A 16,833-nucleotide genomic window follows, 5' to 3' on the forward strand; every position below is an offset into this window, starting at 1 on the left:
CCCAGCATAGCCCCTACATTGACATTCTTCGATGAAAGGCGAATACTCCTTCATCGAAGAACGTCGATACCCTGGAAGGCGACCATGACCCTCACCGAACTCGAACTCCCCGTGCGCCGGAGCGCACGCCTCGACGGGCTTCCCGTCGCGATCATCGGCGGTGGGCCCATCGGTCTCGCCGCGGCAGCGCACCTGGTCGAACGCGGCATCGACTTCGTCATCTACGAGAAGGGCGACACCGTCGCCTCATCGATCGCATCCTGGGGTCACACGCGGCTGTTCTCGCCGTGGTCGCTGCTGATCGACCCGGCCGCCGAGCGCCTCTTGCGCGAGACCGGCTGGCAGACCCCGCCCGCCGAGGTGTTGCCCACCGGCGCCGAGCTGATCTCGGCGTACCTCGCCCCGTTGGCCGCGAGCGACCAGATCGCACCGCGCATCCGGTACGGCGCCGAGGTGATCTCGGCGTCTCGCGAGGGCATGGACCGCACCCGCTCCGCCGGCCGGGAGGGCGTGCCCTTCGTCCTTCGGGTTCACACCGACGAGGGGATCGCGGATGTCACCGCGCGTGCGGTGATCGACGCATCCGGCACCTATGCGAGCCCCAATCCGCTTGCGTCGTCCGGCCTGGAGCCGCTCGGGTTCGACGAGGTCCGCGACCGGATCACCCATGCGCTGCCGGACGTGCTCGGTCGCGACCGGGCGCAGTTCGCCGGGCGCCACACGCTCGTCGTCGGCGCCGGCCACTCCGCCGCCAACACCCTTCTCGCGCTCGCCCGCTTGGCCGCGCTCGAGCCCGGCACGCGCATCACCTGGGCCATCCGCAACGCAAGCGCCGTGCGCGTCAGTTCGTCGGATGACGACCAGCTGCCCGCGCGCGCCACGCTGGGGAGCGCGGTCGACGCGCATGTCGCGAGCGGGCTCATCGCCAAGCTCGACCGATTCGAGATCGTCTCCCTCGCTCGCGCCGGCGAGCGGGTGCTCGTCACGGGGCGCCGCGGCGACGATGTCACGACGGTCGAGGCCGACATCGTCGTCAACGCGACCGGCTTCCGTCCCGACCTCGACATGCTGCGCGAGATCCGTCTCGATCTCGATGAGATCGTCGAGGCCCCGCGCTTGCTCGCGCCGATGATCGATCCGAACCTGCACTCCTGCGGCACCGTCTCGCCGCACGGTGTAGCCGAACTGGGGCATCCGGAACCGAGCTTCTTCATCACCGGCATGAAGAGCTACGGGCGAGCTCCGACCTTCCTGCTCGCCACCGGGTACGAGCAGGTGCGCTCGATCGTCGCCTGGCTCGCGGGCGACGTCGAGGCGGCCGCGCGGGTCGAACTCGTGCTGCCCGCGACCGGCGTGTGCAGCACCGACCTCACCCCGGCGGAAGCTGCTGCTCGTGAGCGAGAAGCCCACCGTGCTGTTCGTGTGCGTGCACAACGCCGGGCGCTCGCAGATGGCCGCCGGCTACCTGACGGCACTCGCGGGCGATCGGGTCGAGGTGCTCTCGGCGGGCTCCGAACCGAAAGACCAGGTGAACCCGGTGGCCGTGGCGGCGATGGCGGAGGCGGGTATCGACATCTCGCGCAACGAGCCGAAGATCCTCACCGTCGACGCGGTGAAGGAATCGGATGTCGTGGTCACGATGGGGTGCGGCGACGCGTGTCCGATCTTCCCCGGCAAGCGCTACGAGGACTGGGAGCTCGACGACCCCGCGGGCCGTGCGATCGAGGCCGTGCGCCCCATCCGTGACGAGATCCGGCGCCGCGTCGAACAGCTCATCTCGGAACTCGAGCTGCGATGACCATTGCGCTGCGCGAGATGCGGGCCGAGGACTGGCCCGAGGTCGAGCGCATCTACGCCGAGGGGATCGCCACCGGCCACGCCACCTTCGAGGCCGCCCCGCCCGAACGGGAGCCGTTCTTGTCGACGCGCGTATCGGGGCTCTCCTGGGTCGCGGTGAGCGGCGACGGGCTCGTCGGCTGGGCGGCCGCCTCGCGGGTGTCGGCGCGAGAGGTCTACCGGGGTGTCGTCGAGCATTCCGTCTACGTCGCCGACGCCGCGCGCGGCACCGGCGTCGGCCGCGCTCTCCTCGAGCGCCTGCTGCAATCCGCCGACACCCTCGGCATCTGGACCGTACAGTCGTCGATCTTCCCCGAGAACGCGGGAAGCCTCGCACTCCACGAGCGATGCGGCTTCCGCATCGCGGGGCGGCGCGAGCGCATCGCGAAGATGACCTACGGCCCAGAGGCCGGGCGCTGGCGCGACACCGTGATGGTGGAGCGACGCAGCGCGCTCGCCGGCACCGACTAACGCCGGGACGCATGCCTTGCCGAGGCATCGACATCCGGCGCGCCAGCCTCGACATCCGGCGGCGCGGCCTCGACATCCCCGAGCGCTACCCGAATCCACGAGCGCTACCCGTAGACCGGTAGCGCTCGCGGAAATGGGTAGCGCTCGCGGAGATGGCCCGGCGGCGGGTGGGACCAGTCGCGTTCTGCTTGGCGCAAGCCCAGGGGAGGGGCCGCCTGAAACCCGGTGCTCCCGCTCTTAGCTCGCGACGAGGCCGGGCCATCTGCAACAAAGACCTCGCAATGCACGCGGATGTGACCGAGTGGGGGTGGATGATGATGCCGTGACCCGATCGGCTTGGGTGCTTCTCGCACTCATCGTGGCGCGCCTCGTCGCGACGCTCGGTTTCGTGGTTGCGGCTCTCGCCGCGGTTGCGGTCTGGCCATCGCCGTGGGCGTTCGCGCTCGCCGCCGCCTCGGCGATGCTGCTGCTGGCCGTCATCTGGTTGTGGTGGCGCGTGCGGCAGTCGCTACGCGCGAACCGCACAGAATAGAGACCCCGCACCCAGCGCGGCCGCCCGGTGCGCGAGAGACTGGATGCGTGCCCGAGCCCGCCGACCCCACCGTGCGTTTCGAGCTGTTCAGCTCGGCGTTCTGCGGCGCATGCCACAGCACCCGCTCGGTGCTCGCGCAGGCTGCGGCTCTCGTGCCGGGCGCCGTCGTCGAGGAGCACGACGTCGCGTTCGAGCCCGACTACAGCGAGGCCCACGACATCGAGGCAACCCCGACGGTCATCGTGCGCGCCTCGGACGGGCGGCAGGTGTTCCGAGCACAGGGGGTGCCGACGATCCACCAGGCACTGACCGCTGCCGCGCTCGCACTCCCGGCCTGACGCCGCAAGCGCCACCTCCGGCGGCTCGCCCCTCGCGAGCGCTACCCGTATCCGCGAGCGCTACCGGTCTACAAACAGCGCTCGCGGATACGGGTAGCGCTCGCGAGCAAGGGGCGGCGTTTGCTTGACTGGGCGCATGCCGCAGCCGCCCCGCGTCGCCGTGCTCCACATCCGCTCGTCGCGTCCGCACGCGCCGCACTTCCAGGCGGAACTCGACATGCTCAACGCGGCAGCACTCGACGCGATTGCGGCTGAGGGGTGGGCCGCCGAACTCGTCGCCGTGACGGAGCGGCCCGCGGATGAGGTGCGCCAGCTCGCGCGCGCGGCCGACGTCGTGCTCGTCATGGGTGGTGAGGATGTCGACCCCGCGCTCTACGGCGGGCTCGCTGAGTATCCCGGAAGCGGCATGCACGAACCGGAGGCCGACCGGGTGACCTTCGACGTCATCCGCGATGCCGTCGCCGATCGGCGTCCGCTGCTCGCCATCTGCCGCGGCGTGCAGCAGCTCAACGTCGCGCTCGGCGGAACTCTGCACGAGCACATGATCGGCCACGTCGTGAAGGCCGACGACCCCTTCGTGACGACAACCGTGCACCCGGAGGCCGACACCGAGATCGCCCGCCTGGGCGCCTCCGCACCCGTCAAGTGCTCGCACCACCAGGCCGTCAAGGAGCTCGGCGACTGTCTGCGGGTGACCGCCCGCGCGGCCGACGGCACCGTCGAGGCGATCGAGCACACCGATGCTCCCGTCGCGGGGGTGCAGTGGCATCCGGAGCACCCTGCGGTCGCGCGCGAGCAGCTCGCGCCGCTCGTGCGGCAGCTGCTCGTGCGGTAGCTGCCAGCGCTACCTGCCGGGCCTATCGGGCGTATTCCGCAGGGAGGTCGCGGCTGGTGTGCAGTACGCGGTGCACACGGACTGCGTCCGCGTCTTCGGAGTAGAAGACGAGGTAGGGAAAGCGTTGCAGGGCGATAGTGCGAATCTCGCTGATCCCCGTTTCGATGGCGAACCTCGGAGACCCGATCGACGGGTGCGCGGCGATGCGGTGGACGCACGCCTCAAGGGCGTCGACGAAGTCGTCGGCACGCCGTGGTGATCCCGCGTGAAGGTAGTAGGCGACGGCGCGCTCGATGTCTTCGTCGGCACGCCCGGTTGTGACGACGCGGTGCGGGCTCACGCGTCGGCCGCTTGGCGGATGCGCCCACGAAGCCTCGTGAAGTAGTCGTCGTCGAGCTCCGAGCCGGGGCCGGACGCCATGCCGTCGGCGATGAGCGCACGCAGTTCGGTGCGCGCCTGCTCATGCCGGATGAGATCGCGCACGAACTCACTGCTGGTCCCGTACCCGCGTTCGCCCACCTGTGCCTCGACGAATGCCTTGAGCGCGTCGGGGAGAGAGACGTTCATGGTCGCCATGGAGCCACGATACCAGCGATGGCAAAGTTTGCCATCGCTGAGAGTCGGATGTCGCTCCACCGCAGGAAGGGCAGGCATCCGCAAGCGGAGGGAAAACGATCCCCAACCCGCCTGTGGCGTCCGAGACGGCGCTAGTTTGTCGCCATGGTCCGACGCGAGAACCAGTTCACGGCCCTGAGACGGCTACCGTGGCTCATCGAACCGCTCGGCGCCGTCGCGCTCTTCGCGGCCTGGTTGACCCTCTCGGCGCCACCGGTCGTCGACTACGTGCAGGTCCGCGACGATCTGACGGTGACCAATCCGTACGGTGTCGCCCTGGCGCTCGCCTTCGCATCCTCCTTCGCGGTGGCCCGGCGGAGCCCGGAGATCTCGCTCGGCCTGGTCTGTCTCGGACTCCTCGCCCAATTCGTCGGTTGGGCGGGACGATTCAGCGACACTGGCTGGAGTGCGTATCTCTTGCTCGCGCCGACCGCGCTCGCACTGTCGGTGCACGCGAAGGGGCACACTCGCAAGCTCGCCGTGGTGCTGGCACTACCGCTCAGCTTGGGGGTCTCGGCATTGCTCAACGTGCCTGCGCTCTCATCTTCGGGAACGCAGGGACTGATCAACGGCCGCGAGAGCCTCGACTCGGACGCGCTGGCTGGCCTCGTCGTCTGGACCTTGGTCGCCCTGCTGGTCGGAGCCTTGATGTGGTGGATGCCGACATGGTTGCGCAGCCTGCGCGCCGCTCCGAGCTTGGTCCAGGCAGAACCGGAGGCGCAAGCGGCGTTGTCGGCGTTGTCAGCGCGCGAGCGCGACATCTACCTCTGGGTCGCTCGCGGGATGACCAACGCTGAGATCGCCGCCGCCGCGCACATCGAGGAATCGACGGTGAAGTCGCACATCTCGCGCATCCTCGCCAAGCTCGAGCTGTCATCGCGCACCGCCGTGATCGCGCACGCCTACCGCTCCGGCGTGCTCGCTGCCGAAACTGCGCCTAGCGTCGCATAGAGCACGCCCGAATCCTCATCGCGCACCCAGCCGACCGCCCGGCATCCAGGCGTATCGTGGGCCACAACGTCGAGAGGACTCCGACATGCGCGCGACACCTTCACACGGGTTCGACATCTGGGAGGCCGTCGACGGTCTCCGTGAGACGCTCGCGGGCACCGGGCCTGGCGAGCCCGACATCCGCACCGCCGTGCTCGTCTCACTGCTCGAGAAGCCGCTGCACGGGTACGGCGTGATCCAGGCGATCGAAGAGCGCACGGGATGGCGCCCCGGCGCCGGCGAGGTCTACCCGACCTTGCAATTGCTCGTGGACGAGCAGCTCGTGACCGCCGAGCAGGTGGGCGAGCGCAAGCTGTACAGCCTCACCGAGGCGGGCCGTGCCGCCGCCGAGGCGGCCGTCGAACCCGCCGAGCCGGCCGAATCGGCCAGAGAGCGCATCGGGCGCAACATGGCCCTTCCGAAAGCCGGGATGAAGCTCGCGCAGGCCGCAGCCGTCGTCGCCCAGAGCGGTACGCCCGAGCAGGCGGAACGCGCGGTCGCGGCCATCGACGAGGCGCGCCGCACGCTCTACGCCATCCTCGCCGAGGACTGACCGGATGCCGCAGCCGACCGGCGGCGCCCCGGCACCGCCCGGCGGGCGGCAGCTGCGCGGGCGCTACCGCCGCATCATGCGCTTCGCCACCCGCATGCTCGTGCAGGAGTGGTGGTTCGAGCTCGTGCTGCCGCGCCTCGGTTTGCGCGGCGTCGCTGAACGCGGTCGCCCCGCACGCCTCCAGACCTTCGCCCGCAGGTTCCACGACCTGGCCGTCGACCTCGGCGGGCTCATGATCAAGGTCGGCCAGTTCATGTCGTCGCGCCTCGACGTGCTGCCGCCCGAGGTGACCCGCGAACTCGAGGGCCTGCAAGACGAGGTCGCCGCCGAGAGCTTCGACCGCATCCGCGGCCAGGCCGAAGCCGAGCTCGGGCTGCCACTCGAGGTGGCCTATGCGTCGTTCGACCCCGTGCCGATCGCCGCCGCATCCTCGGTCAAGCGCACCGCGCCCGCCTGTCGCCCGCCATCGCGAGTGACGTCGGCTTCGCGGATGTCGTGGTGAAGGTGCAGCGCCCCGGCATCGCCGAGATCGTCGCGGTCGACCTCGCGGCCCTGCGCCGCGTCGCGCGGATGCTCGCGCGGATCCGCTTCATCTCCTCGCGCGTCGACGCGCCCGCGCTTGTGGAGGAGTTCGCCACCACGAGCCGCGCCGAGATCGACTACCTGGGCGAGGCGGGCAACGCCGAGCGGTTCCGCGCCGACTTCGCCGCCGACGAACGGATCCTGGCCCCCGAGGTGGTCTGGGACCGCACGAGCCTGCGCGTGCTGACCCTCGCCGACGTCACCGCCATCAAGATCAGCGACGTGGCGGCGCTGCAGGCGGCGGGGATCGCCCCGGATGCCGTGGCACAGGAGCTCGCGCGCGCCACGTTCCAGCAGATCTTCGTGGCGGGCTTCTTCCACGCCGACCCGCATCCCGGCAACATCTTCGTCACGCCGGGGGCGACCCCGGATGCGTGGCGGCTCACCTTCGTGGACTTCGGCATGATGGGCCAGATCGACGATCGCCTCCGCGCGGGGCTGCGCGACTTCGCCCTCGCCGTCGTGGCGCGCGACGGCACGGCGCTCGTCGCCTCGCTCGAACGCCTCGGCGTGCTGCTGCCGAGCGCCGACACCGAAGAGCTCGAGCGCGCGATGGCGGCCTCCTTCGACCGCTTCGGCGGCATGGGGGTCGCCGAGCTGCGGGCCGTCGATCCGCGCGAGCTCGAGGCGTTCGCGCGCCAGTTCGGCGACACCATCCGCTCGCTGCCGTTCCAGCTGCCCGAGAACTTCCTGCTGCTCATCCGCACCATCTCGCTCGTGTCGGGTGTGACGAGTGCGCTCAATCCGCAGTTCAACATGTGGGATGCCGTCGACCCCTTCGCGCGCACCGTGCTGCGCGGATCGGGGGTGACGTGATCGCGGTCGGCCAGAAGGCGCTGCGCTACGCGACGACCCTCGCCCGTCTGCCACAGCGGATCGACGAGCTCGCCACCCGCATCGATCGCGGACAGCTCGCGATCCGTGCGCCCGGGGTGGAGCGCCGCATCGCGATGATCGAGTCGGTGCTCGGCCACCTCATCTCGGCGATCGTGTTCGCCGCGCTGCTTTTCTCGGGGTGCTGCTGCGGCGCGGCGGGGACGAGGTGCTCGCCTGGGTGCTCATGGGCGCCTCGGTGGTGCCGCTGCTGTACCTCGTGCTCACCTGGCGTCGGCGCTGACGCCCGCGTGCTCAGCCGCTCCGGCGGCCGAGGCGCAGCAGCAGCTTCTGCACGAGCGGCGTGAGCAGCATGAGGAAGAGCGCGTAGTAGCCGATCGCCGGCACCAGCAACGCCACCGTGAGCGCGATCGCGAAGAGCAGCACGGTGGAGAGGTCGGCCGCGATCCCCGCGGTGAGGGCTGTCGCGGCGTTGCGGTGCAACTGCGGATGCCGCCGCAGGTACAGGCGGATCGCGAGCGAGAAGAACGCCGTGGCGATCATGCTGCCTACGTACACGATCTTCGCGAGGTCGTCGCCCTCATCCATGGCTCCCGTGATCGCGGTGGCGACCGGGAGCCACACGATCGTCAGCAGCCACCCCACGAGCAGCCACATGAGCCGGCTCGTGATCGCCTCGACGAGCACGAACAACCGGTGGTGGAACATCCAGAACATCGCGATGATCACGAAGCTCAGCACGAAGCTCACGAGCTGCTGCTCGTGCTCGGCGAGCCAGTGCAGGGTGGTGCCGCCCGCATCCCCGATGTCGCTCACGCTCTCCATGAGCGGCAGGATGAGCAGCGTCATGGCGATCGCCACGACCGCGTCGATGAAGGCGCTCGCGCGCTCCGCGCCGAAGAGCCCTCGGGTCTCGGCCTCCTCGGTCGCCGCCACCTAGCGCACCCCGCGCATGAGCGCCAGCACGGGCTTCGCCGCAAGCCAGAGGGCCACGCCGAGGGCCGCCGCGATGAGGCCCAGCACCGTGAAGTACGGCACCTCGTCGTCGGGGTTGTAGAAACCGGCGAGCCATCCCGCGAGGGAGGTGCCGAGCGCGACAGAGAGGAAGTAGAGGGCCACCATCTGGGTGTGGAAACGCTCGGGGGCGAGTTTCGTGGTCACCGACAGCCCGGGCGGCGAGATGAAGAGCTCCGCCACGGTGAAGACGAGCAGGATGCCCACGATCGCGAGCAGGGGCGTGGAGTTCGCCGCGCCGTTCGCCCACGGCAGGAACAGCAGGAACGCGCCGCCCATGATGATGGCGCCGAGCGCGAACTTCACGGGGGCCGACGGCTGGCGGGCGGCGAGCTTCGTCCAGATCGCGGCGAAGACGCCCGAGAGGATGATGATGAAGATCGGGTTGATCGAGTTCACCCACGACACCGGCATCTCCCAGCCGAAGAGCTCCCGGTTGAGCCGTTTGTCGGAGTAGATCGTGAGCACCGTGAACTGCTGTTGATAGAGCGACCAGAACCCGACGTTCACGATGAAGAGCGGGATGAATCCGATCACGCGCGAGCGCTCATCCGCCGTGATGTGTCGCGAGGCGATGATCACGATGAAGTAGGCGATCGCCGCAGCCAGGATCACGATGATGACGACCCCGGCGAGATTGTCGGCGCGGATGATGCCCAGCAGCACGAGCGCCGCCGCGACCACGATGCCGGCCACGGCGATCCCGGCCATGACCGCGTACCGGTTGCGCGGCAGCGGGTCGGCCACCGCACGGGCCGCCGCGGGCAGCGCCCGACGCCCGAAGGAGTACTGCACGAGCCCGATCGCCATGCCGACCGCCGCGGCGCCGAAGCCCCAGTGGAACCCGACGGAGGTCTGCAGCAGTCCCGTGATGAGCGGGCCGAGGAAGGCACCCAGGTTGATGCCGAGGTAGAAGATCGAGAAGCCGGCGTCGCGGCGCGGGTCGCCGCGTCGATAGAGCGTGCCGACCACCGCCGTCGCGTTCGCCTTGAGGCCGCCCGAGCCGACCGCCACGAGCACGAGCCCGACCCCGAGCCCCCACACGCTCGGCAGTAGCGCGAGCGCCAGGTGGCCGCACATGATGACGATGGCGCTGAAGAACAGCACGCGCTCGGAACCGAGCACCCGATCCGCGAGCCAGGCGCCCAGGATCGTGCACAGGTACACCGTGCCGCCGTAGGCGCCGACGATGCCGGTCGCGACCCTCTCGTCGATGCCGAGGCCGCCATCCGCGACCGTGTAGTACATGTAGATGAGCAGGATGCCCTGCATGCCGTAGAAGCTGAAGCGCTCCCACATCTCGACGCCGAAGATGTGGGCGAGAGCCCACGGCTGACCGAAGAACCGGGAATCGGCGCGAGTGTCCTCGCTCGTGCCCTCGCGTGCGCCCCGGCTCGTGCCCTCGCTCATGCGGTCAGGGTAGTCCCGAGCATCCCCTTCGGCAGTCCCTTGCGGTCCGGCCCGGGACAGGGTGGAATTCGTCGTTTCGTCGGAGGCCGCGCATCCGATAGCGTCTCCTCAACCCGCAACGGCGCGGGCAACCCGAGCTCGGCCGCCCGAGCGGATGAGAGAGCAGCAGCATGGCCACGGTCACAACGGATGTGGCTTCGCTTCGCGCGCCCGCGCGCGCCCTCGATGTCGTCGCGATCGTCTGCGCGGTCGTGCTTCCGCCGGTCGGGGCGATCCTCGGCCTCGTGTCCCGATCAGCCGCGAAGGAGGCCGCGCTCGTACCCAATCTCGTCTCGAGCGCGGCGATCGTCATCGGCACGCTCATCACGGGCATCGCCGTGCTGTTCGTGCTGGCGCCGCTGCTCGCGGTCGTCGTATTCCTCGGCTGAGATCGCGGGCGGAATCGCCGGTCCAGCTGCACCGCGGTACACCGCCGGCGCCCGGCGCGACAGAATGGGTGCATGACCGACCCCCGTCTCGCCGTGATCGTGCTCGCCGCTGGAGAGGGCACCCGGATGCGCTCCAAGCGCGCCAAGGTGCTGCATCCGATCGCGGGGCTGCCGATGATCGCCCACGTGCTCACCACGGCCCGCCACCTCGAGCCCGCCTACGTCGAGGTGGTCGTGCGGCACCAGCGCGATGAGGTCTCGGCGGCGGTGATCGAGTTCGCGGATGACGCGATCGTCGTCGATCAGGACGAGGTTCCCGGCACCGGGCGCGCGGTCGAACTGGCCGTGCAGGCCCTGCCGGCCGACTTCGACGGCGACGTCGTGGTCGTCTCGGGAGACGTGCCCCTGCTCGACGCCGTGACCCTCGGGGCGCTCGTGGAGCAGCACCGGGCGGCCGCCGCATCCGCGACCGTCCTCTCGGCGGTGCTCGACGACGCCACCGGCTACGGGCGCATCGTGCGCGACGCCTCGGGCGCGGTCACCGCGATCGTCGAGCACAAGGACGCCGACGAGACGGTGCTCGCGATCACCGAGGTGAACTCGGGCAGCTACGTTTTCGCGGCATCCGCGTTGCGCGAGCTGCTGCCGCGCATCGGCACGGCCAACGCGCAGGGCGAGAAGTACCTCACGGATGTCGTGGCACTGCTGCGCGAGTCCGCCGCGCCCGTCGCGGCCGTGCCGGTGGCCGAGAACTGGCGGGTCGCGGGCGTCAACGACCGCGCCCAGCTCGCCGAGCAGGCCGCCCGCCTCAACGCCATGATCGTGCGCGGGCACCAGCTGAACGGCGTGACCGTGCACGACCCGGCGACCACGTGGATCGACCTCACGGTGTCGATCGGCGAGGATACCGAGCTGTGGCCGAACACGCGGCTCGCGGGTGCCACCACGATCGAGCGCGACGCCGTCATCGGGCCCGACACGACCCTCGTCGACTGCGAGGTGGGCGAGGGCGCGATCGTCAAGCGCACGGACGCCACCCTCGCCGTCATCCGCGCCTACGCGACCGTCGGCCCCTTCGCGTACCTGCGCCCCGGAACCGAACTCGGCGGCGGTGGCAAGATCGGCGCGTTCGTCGAGACGAAGAACGCCCGGATCGGCCGGAGCTCGAAGGTGCCGCATCTGTCGTACATCGGCGACACCGAGGTCGGCGAAGGTTCCAACATCGGCGCGGGCACGATCACCGCCAACTACGACGGGGTGAACAAGCACCGCACCACGGTGGGCTCGCACGTGCGCACCGGATCGCACAACGTCTTCGTGGCGCCGGTCACGATCGGCGACGGCGCCTACTCGGGGGCGGGGGCCGTCATCCGCAAGGACGTGCCCGCGGGAGCGCTCGCCATGAGCGTGGCCCCGCAGCGCAACCTCGACGGCTGGGTTCTGACGAACCGTCCCGGTTCCGCGGCGGCGGAGGCTGCTGCCGCCGCCGAGGGCGGTGCCGGCACCGATCCCTCGGGCGCTTAGCTGTGGCGTTTCGGGGATCTGCTGCACAGAACCCCGAAACAGGTGGTGGGAACCGCGATCGCGGCCGCGTGTCGTCCCTAGCATGTGAAGATCCTGAGCCTGGCGACAGGCACCGCATGCGAGTGGCGAGAGTGGTGATGAGGTGACCGGAGCGCTCAGGAAATTCCGGATGCGCCGCGTGTGGGCGGTGATCGGCGCGCTCGCGCTCGTGGTCACCGTGGCGCCCGTCGCGCACACCGGCGCTTCGTTCACGGCACAGGCGGTGAGTCCCGGCGGCACCACGACCACGGCTGTTCTGCCCCCGCCCGCCGTCGCAGCCGAGAGCTCCGCCATGGGGCTTGCCCAGCTGAGCTGGGACGAACCGACGATCCGCCCCGAGGTGGCGAGCACCTTCACGGTCGAGCGGACGATCGACGGGCAGACCACGGCGATCGACGTGGGCGACGGGCTCACGGGCGATGGCATGACCGTGCCGCCTCTCGGCCTCGCTGCGACGCCCGTCACCCAGATCTCGGCGAACCTCAGCAGCTGTGCGATTGCCGGTGGTGAGGTGTACTGCTGGGGCGGCAGCCTCTTCATGAGCGGACCGGATGCTGAGAACGTCTGGACGCCGATGCGGATGCTCGGCGAGCTGGAGGGGCATGTCGCCACCCGGGTGAGCGTCGGCCCCCATCACGCCTGCGCTGTCGCCGACGGTGCTGCGTATTGCTGGGGGAACAACACCCTGGGTCGCTTGGGCGATGGCACGATGACGTCCCGGCTCGCGCCCGCCAAGGTCGGTGGCGCACTCGCGGGAAAGGTCGTCACCGACATCTCGGCAGGGGCTTCCGGCACCTGTGCGGTCGCCGATTCCCGCGCCTACTGCTGGGGAGACGGCGGGCTGGGGCAGCTCGGCGACGGTCTGGGGCAGTGGTCTTTGGTTCCGGTCGCGGTGCGTGGGGCGCTCGAAGACACCGATGTCACCTCGATCGCCACGGGCAGCGCCACGAGCTGTGCCGTCGTGGAGGGCGCCGCCTACTGTTGGGGCTGGAACGCCGCGGGCCAGCTCGGCGACGACACCCGCGTGAACCGGATGATGCCGGTGGCCGTGTCGACCGAGGGCGTTCTCGGCGGGCTCGTGGTCACCCAGGTGGCGGTAGCCGAGCGGCACAGCTGCGCACTCGCCGCAGCCCGCGTCTTCTGCTGGGGCGAGAACGTGTACGGCAGGCTGGGCGACGGCACCGTCGCCTCGAGCGATGTTCCCGTCGCAGTCGACACGAGTGGTGTCTTGGCCGGCCGGGAGGTGACCGCGGTCACGCTCGGATCCAGGTACGGATGTGCGCTCGCCGGCGGACGCCCCTTCTGCTGGGGTGCGAACTCCAGCGGTGAACGCGGCGATGGTGCCGCGACCGGCGACCGTCTCGCACCGGTCGCGGTCACGGCGATCTCCGGCACCGTGACGGACTTCACCGCCGGGGGTTCCACGCGTGCGCTGTCGTCTCGGGGGTGGCCAGCTGTTGGGGCTCGGGGAGTGCGGGCCGTCTCGGCGATGGCACGACGTCGGGCTCGCTGACGGCGCGTGCTGTCGATACGAGCGATGCCCTCGCCCTCGCGGAGTGCGAACCCGGTTGGAGGCCACTGCGTGATCCGTTCCGTTGCGGCGCACCTCCCGGTAGCGGTGTGCCCGGGCTCGTCGATGATCTGCGTGTCCCGCGCTCGCTCAAGTCGGTGACCCAGCTGAGCGCCGGCGACGCACACAGCTGCGCTGTCGCGGACGGCACGGCCGTGTGCTGGGGGCAGAACTTCGCCGGGCAGCTCGGCGACGGCAGCGTCGAGGTGCGTCTCACGCCGGTGCAGGTGTCGGGCATGCTCTCGACTCGCACGGTCACCCAGGTGAGTGTCTCGGCCCGGCACAGTTGTGCCATCGCGGATGCGCGCGCCTACTGCTGGGGAGAAGGTTTCGACGGGCAGCTCGGCGGCGGTCGTTCGGAGCGTCGGAGCACGCCCACACCTGTGTCGTCCGTCATCGGCGGAAAGACGGTCACCGACATCAGCGCGGGCTACTCGCACAGCTGTGCCGTGGGCGACGGTGTCGCCTACTGCTGGGGGTCGCGCGAAGACGGTCAGCTCGGCGACGGAAGCACCAACCACTACGCCGTGATGCCGATCCCTGTGGGGGTGAGCTCTCGGGGCTGACGGTCACCCGCGTCACCGCGGCGCGCGGGATCAGCTGCGCCATCGCGCATCCCCCGCCGCGCCGCTGGAGACTACGGTCTACTGCTGGGGGTCCGGAGCAGAGGGCCGACTCGGCAACGGCGACACGGTCTCGAGCGCGATTCCTGTGGCCGTCGCCATGAACGGCGCTCTCTCGGGTCGAACCGTGACCGAGATCGCTGCCGCGTCCGATTCCGACGGGAGCAACGCCACGGTGTGTGTGATCGCCGACGGCGATCCGTTCTGTTGGGGATCGGGCACCGCCGGACAACTCGGCGACGGTCGTGCCACGAACAGCTCGGTTCCGGTTGCCGTGCAGAGCGGTGGCGCGATCGTCCCTGGCACGACCACGCGCATCGCCCTCGGGCATCGTACGGCGTGCGCGGTCGCCGCCGGGACGCCGGTGTGCTGGGGGTTGCGCGCCGATTCTGCGGTGCCCGCGGCGGTCGACGCCTCGGGGGCGCTCTCAGGAACCGTCACGAGCGACATCGACTTCGGAGACCGGCACGGATGCGTCGTCGCGGATGCGCGGGCCCACTGCTGGAGCGTCGGCGCCTCGTTCGAGCTCGGCATCGGCGGCCCCGCCCACGACTCCCCGCCGGTCGCAGTCGACACGAGCGGTGCGCTGAGCAGCTGCGCCACCGGATGGCTCCCGGCGATGCTGGGAGCGGGCCAGTGCGCACCGGGGGAGGGCATCGAGGTGGGCTACCGGGTCAGCTACCAGAAGGCGGGGTGGTCCTCCCCGGATACCGTGGTGATCTCCGCGTGGAGAGGGCCGGCCTCGTAGATAGAGCCGCGCCCGCGTGAAGAACCACCTGAACTGGTGGTTGGAAGCTTCTTTGCGCGCTCGGCGTCTTTCCTAGCCTGATCCCAGGGCGCATTACCAGTGCCCGCCGGCTGTCGTGCAAAGGGGTTCGATCATGTCCGAAGCAACCACCGCATCCGCTCTCCACGCGGCGCGGCCGCGTTCCGCACGCGCTCGCAAAGTCGGAGTCGCTGCTGCTGCCGTCGTCGGCGCAATGGCGCTCGCTGCCGGCGGCGTCTACGCCGGCGCGTACTTCACCTCTCAGGCGACCGTCGGCGGTCAAACGGTCGGCACCGCAACCGTCGAGATCGCGGCGGGCACCGCGACGAGCTCGGCCGTTCTTGCCGTGCCGAGCCTGCTGCCCGGCGACACCGAGACCACCGTGATCACGCTCGAGAACACCGGCAGCGAAGACATCTACTACACCGTGAGCCTGCCCGCGACGGCGGGCGACGACGCCCTCGAGGACGCCCTGCAGGTGACGGTCGTCGCCGGCGCCGAGACGCACACGCGCTCGCTCACCGCCTGGCAGGGCGGTGCCTACCAGTACGGTGTGGCGCTCGGCGACGGCGAGAGCATCGACCTCACCGTGAGCGTCGCCCTCGCCGGCACCGCCGACGACACCCTGCAAGGCCTCGACGCCGGCTTCGCCGTCACGATCGACGCCATCCAGGCCCGCAACCACCCGGTGACCGCGGGCTGGGTCGCCTGAGGCGAGACCCACAGCAACGACGATCACGACGGCAAGGAGGACGATGAGGCAGCGGTCCGCCGCGCACGCCGCGCATGCAGCGCTCGTGCTGACGCTCGCGGTGGTCGTCGCCGTGCCCGCCGTCGGTTCCACGTCGGCGTCGTTCACGGCCTCGGCGGCAGCCGTCGGGGGCGACGTCACCACGATCGAGCTGCCACCGCTCGCCGGAGCGTCGGCCGTCGTCGCGGATGACGGCAGCGCCTCGCTCAGCTGGAGCGCCCCGACGCTGCGACCGGAGACGTTCACCGGCTATCGCGTCGAGCGCACCGTCGACGGCGAGACGACGATGCTGAGTCCGGCGGTGACGACGGAGGCCACCTCGCCGGACGACCTGGATCCCGAACTCACCAGCAAACAGGTCACGACCGTCAGCATCGGCGATCGGGTCGGCTGCGCGATCGCCGAGGCAGAGCTGTACTGCTGGGGCAGCTACGGCGGGCCCTCCTATCCCGCCAATGTCGGCGTCGGCGACGGGGATCCCCACCTCTCGCCCGTGCGGGTCGGCGGCCTGCTCGCCGGCAAGACGGTCACCGACGTGAGCGTCGGTTCCGGCGCCGTGTGCGCGGTCGCCGACGACTCCGCCTACTGCTGGGGGTTCGGGCCGATGCTCGGCGCGAGCGCGACGCCCGGGAGCACCAGCCTCGTGCCCGTCAAGGTGGCGGGAGCCCTCGCGGACGCACGCGTGACGCGCGTCTCGGTCGGTGGCACGAGCGTATGCGCGATCGCGGACGATCTCGCCTACTGCTGGGGCTGGGGTGGCAGCGGGAGGCTCGGCGACGGCGGCACCGCGAACCGGTACCTGCCCGTGGCGGTGGCCGGCCCGCTCGCCGGACGCATCGTCACCGACATCACGGTCGGCATCGCGCACGCCTGCGCCGTGAGCGCCGGCGAGGCGTTCTGCTGGGGTGAGGGCGACTACGGTCGGCTCGGCAGCGGCAGCTCGGCGGACCGGACGCTGCCGCGCGCCGTCGACACCTCGGGCGTGCTCGCGGGGCTCGCCGTGACCCGAGTCGCGGCGGGATCGGCGCACAGCTGCGCGGTCGCCGACGCGCGTGCGTTCTGCTGGGGTTGGAACTCCTCCGGGGGCTGGGCGACGGCGGCTCGGTGAACAGCGCGACGCCC

The 16,833-nt window shown here is 70.5% G+C and carries 18 protein-coding genes and 2 pseudogenes; 16 read left to right on the forward strand and 4 right to left on the reverse strand.

Annotated features, from left to right (window positions below; all coding sequences use genetic code 11):
- Positions 1–84: 84 nt before the first annotated feature.
- The 6 genes and pseudogenes from QQK29_RS09740 to QQK29_RS09765 all read left to right on the forward strand — a co-directional run.
- Positions 85–1,032, forward strand: a pseudogene (locus tag QQK29_RS09740) (FAD-dependent oxidoreductase); the annotation flags it as partial.
- Positions 1,033–1,393: 361 nt separating this feature from the next.
- Positions 1,394–1,798, forward strand: a complete 405-nt coding sequence (locus QQK29_RS09745; protein WP_284299879.1) for an arsenate reductase ArsC — start codon at positions 1,394–1,396, stop codon at positions 1,796–1,798.
- Positions 1,795–2,307 carry a GNAT family N-acetyltransferase gene (locus QQK29_RS09750; protein ID WP_284299881.1) on the forward strand — a complete coding sequence of 171 codons (513 nt, stop codon included), beginning with the start codon at positions 1,795–1,797 and terminating at the stop codon, positions 2,305–2,307. Before QQK29_RS09745 ends, QQK29_RS09750 begins: the two co-directional genes overlap by 4 nt.
- Positions 2,308–2,629: 322 nt before the next feature.
- The gene (locus QQK29_RS09755) at positions 2,630–2,839 is read left to right on the forward strand and encodes a hypothetical protein (protein ID WP_284299883.1); all 210 of its coding nucleotides are present in this window, start codon (positions 2,630–2,632) and stop codon (positions 2,837–2,839) included.
- 47 nt (positions 2,840–2,886) lie between these two features.
- Positions 2,887–3,177 carry a thioredoxin family protein gene (locus tag QQK29_RS09760; protein ID WP_284299884.1) on the forward strand — a complete coding sequence of 97 codons (291 nt, stop codon included), beginning with the start codon at positions 2,887–2,889 and terminating at the stop codon, positions 3,175–3,177.
- Between the two features lie 136 nt (positions 3,178–3,313).
- Complete coding sequence (locus QQK29_RS09765; RefSeq protein WP_284299887.1) at positions 3,314–4,012, forward strand: gamma-glutamyl-gamma-aminobutyrate hydrolase family protein; 699 nt, start codon at positions 3,314–3,316, stop codon at positions 4,010–4,012.
- Positions 4,013–4,034: 22 nt separating this feature from the next.
- Here QQK29_RS09765 and QQK29_RS09770 read toward each other — a convergent pair whose 3' ends face one another.
- Together QQK29_RS09770 and QQK29_RS09775 are read right to left on the reverse strand one after the other, a co-directional pair.
- Positions 4,035–4,352, reverse strand: a complete 318-nt coding sequence (locus QQK29_RS09770) for a type II toxin-antitoxin system RelE/ParE family toxin (RefSeq protein ID WP_284299889.1) — start codon at positions 4,350–4,352, stop codon at positions 4,035–4,037.
- The gene (locus QQK29_RS09775) at positions 4,349–4,588 is read right to left on the reverse strand and encodes a ribbon-helix-helix domain-containing protein (RefSeq protein WP_284299891.1); all 240 of its coding nucleotides are present in this window, start codon (positions 4,586–4,588) and stop codon (positions 4,349–4,351) included. Before QQK29_RS09775 ends, QQK29_RS09770 begins: the two co-directional genes overlap by 4 nt.
- A gap of 144 nt (positions 4,589–4,732) precedes the next feature.
- On the opposite strand from QQK29_RS09775, the gene QQK29_RS09780 reads away from it, so the two are divergent.
- From QQK29_RS09780 to QQK29_RS09790, 3 genes and pseudogenes are all read left to right on the forward strand, one after another.
- Positions 4,733–5,578: a helix-turn-helix transcriptional regulator gene (locus tag QQK29_RS09780; RefSeq protein WP_284299893.1), complete on the forward strand. Its 846-nt coding sequence runs from the start codon at positions 4,733–4,735 to the stop codon at positions 5,576–5,578.
- A gap of 85 nt (positions 5,579–5,663) precedes the next feature.
- The gene (locus QQK29_RS09785) at positions 5,664–6,170 is read left to right on the forward strand and encodes a PadR family transcriptional regulator (RefSeq protein ID WP_284299895.1); all 507 of its coding nucleotides are present in this window, start codon (positions 5,664–5,666) and stop codon (positions 6,168–6,170) included.
- Between the two features lie 4 nt (positions 6,171–6,174).
- Positions 6,175–7,869 (forward strand): annotated as a pseudogene (locus tag QQK29_RS09790) (ABC1 kinase family protein).
- Positions 7,870–7,880: 11 nt separating this feature from the next.
- Here QQK29_RS09790 and QQK29_RS09795 read toward each other — a convergent pair.
- Both QQK29_RS09795 and QQK29_RS09800 read right to left on the reverse strand, forming a co-directional pair.
- Complete coding sequence (locus QQK29_RS09795; protein WP_284299897.1) at positions 7,881–8,522, reverse strand: TMEM175 family protein; 642 nt, start codon at positions 8,520–8,522, stop codon at positions 7,881–7,883.
- On the reverse strand, positions 8,523–10,010 hold the full coding sequence (locus tag QQK29_RS09800; protein ID WP_284299899.1) for a peptide MFS transporter: 1,488 nt from the start codon (positions 10,008–10,010) through the stop codon (positions 8,523–8,525).
- Positions 10,011–10,180: 170 nt separating this feature from the next.
- On the opposite strand from QQK29_RS09800, the gene QQK29_RS09805 reads away from it, so the two are divergent.
- From QQK29_RS09805 to QQK29_RS09835, 7 genes are all read left to right on the forward strand, one after another.
- Positions 10,181–10,438, forward strand: a complete 258-nt coding sequence (locus QQK29_RS09805) for a hypothetical protein (protein ID WP_284299901.1) — start codon at positions 10,181–10,183, stop codon at positions 10,436–10,438.
- A 72-nt stretch (positions 10,439–10,510) separates the two neighbouring features.
- Positions 10,511–11,962, forward strand: coding sequence for a bifunctional UDP-N-acetylglucosamine diphosphorylase/glucosamine-1-phosphate N-acetyltransferase GlmU (gene glmU / locus QQK29_RS09810; RefSeq protein ID WP_284299903.1), 1,452 nt, complete (start codon positions 10,511–10,513; stop codon positions 11,960–11,962).
- Positions 11,963–12,131: 169 nt separating this feature from the next.
- Positions 12,132–13,514 carry an RCC1 domain-containing protein gene (locus tag QQK29_RS09815; RefSeq protein WP_284299905.1) on the forward strand — a complete coding sequence of 461 codons (1,383 nt, stop codon included), beginning with the start codon at positions 12,132–12,134 and terminating at the stop codon, positions 13,512–13,514.
- 155 nt (positions 13,515–13,669) lie between these two features.
- Complete coding sequence (locus QQK29_RS09820) at positions 13,670–14,137, forward strand: RCC1 domain-containing protein (RefSeq protein ID WP_284299907.1); 468 nt, start codon at positions 13,670–13,672, stop codon at positions 14,135–14,137.
- A gap of 64 nt (positions 14,138–14,201) precedes the next feature.
- The gene (locus QQK29_RS09825) at positions 14,202–14,942 is read left to right on the forward strand and encodes an RCC1 domain-containing protein (RefSeq protein WP_284301942.1); all 741 of its coding nucleotides are present in this window, start codon (positions 14,202–14,204) and stop codon (positions 14,940–14,942) included.
- Positions 14,943–15,075: 133 nt separating this feature from the next.
- Entirely contained in the window at positions 15,076–15,672 is a 597-nt protein-coding gene (locus QQK29_RS09830; RefSeq protein WP_284299908.1) for a TasA family protein, read from the forward strand.
- Between the two features lie 43 nt (positions 15,673–15,715).
- Positions 15,716–16,819 (forward strand): RCC1 domain-containing protein, encoded by a 1,104-nt coding sequence (locus QQK29_RS09835; protein WP_284299910.1) that lies wholly within the window; start codon positions 15,716–15,718, stop codon positions 16,817–16,819.
- Positions 16,820–16,833: the final 14 nt, after the last annotated feature.

The organism is Homoserinibacter gongjuensis, from assembly GCF_030161875.1.
GTDB classification, from domain to species: domain Bacteria; phylum Actinomycetota; class Actinomycetes; order Actinomycetales; family Microbacteriaceae; genus Homoserinibacter; species Homoserinibacter gongjuensis.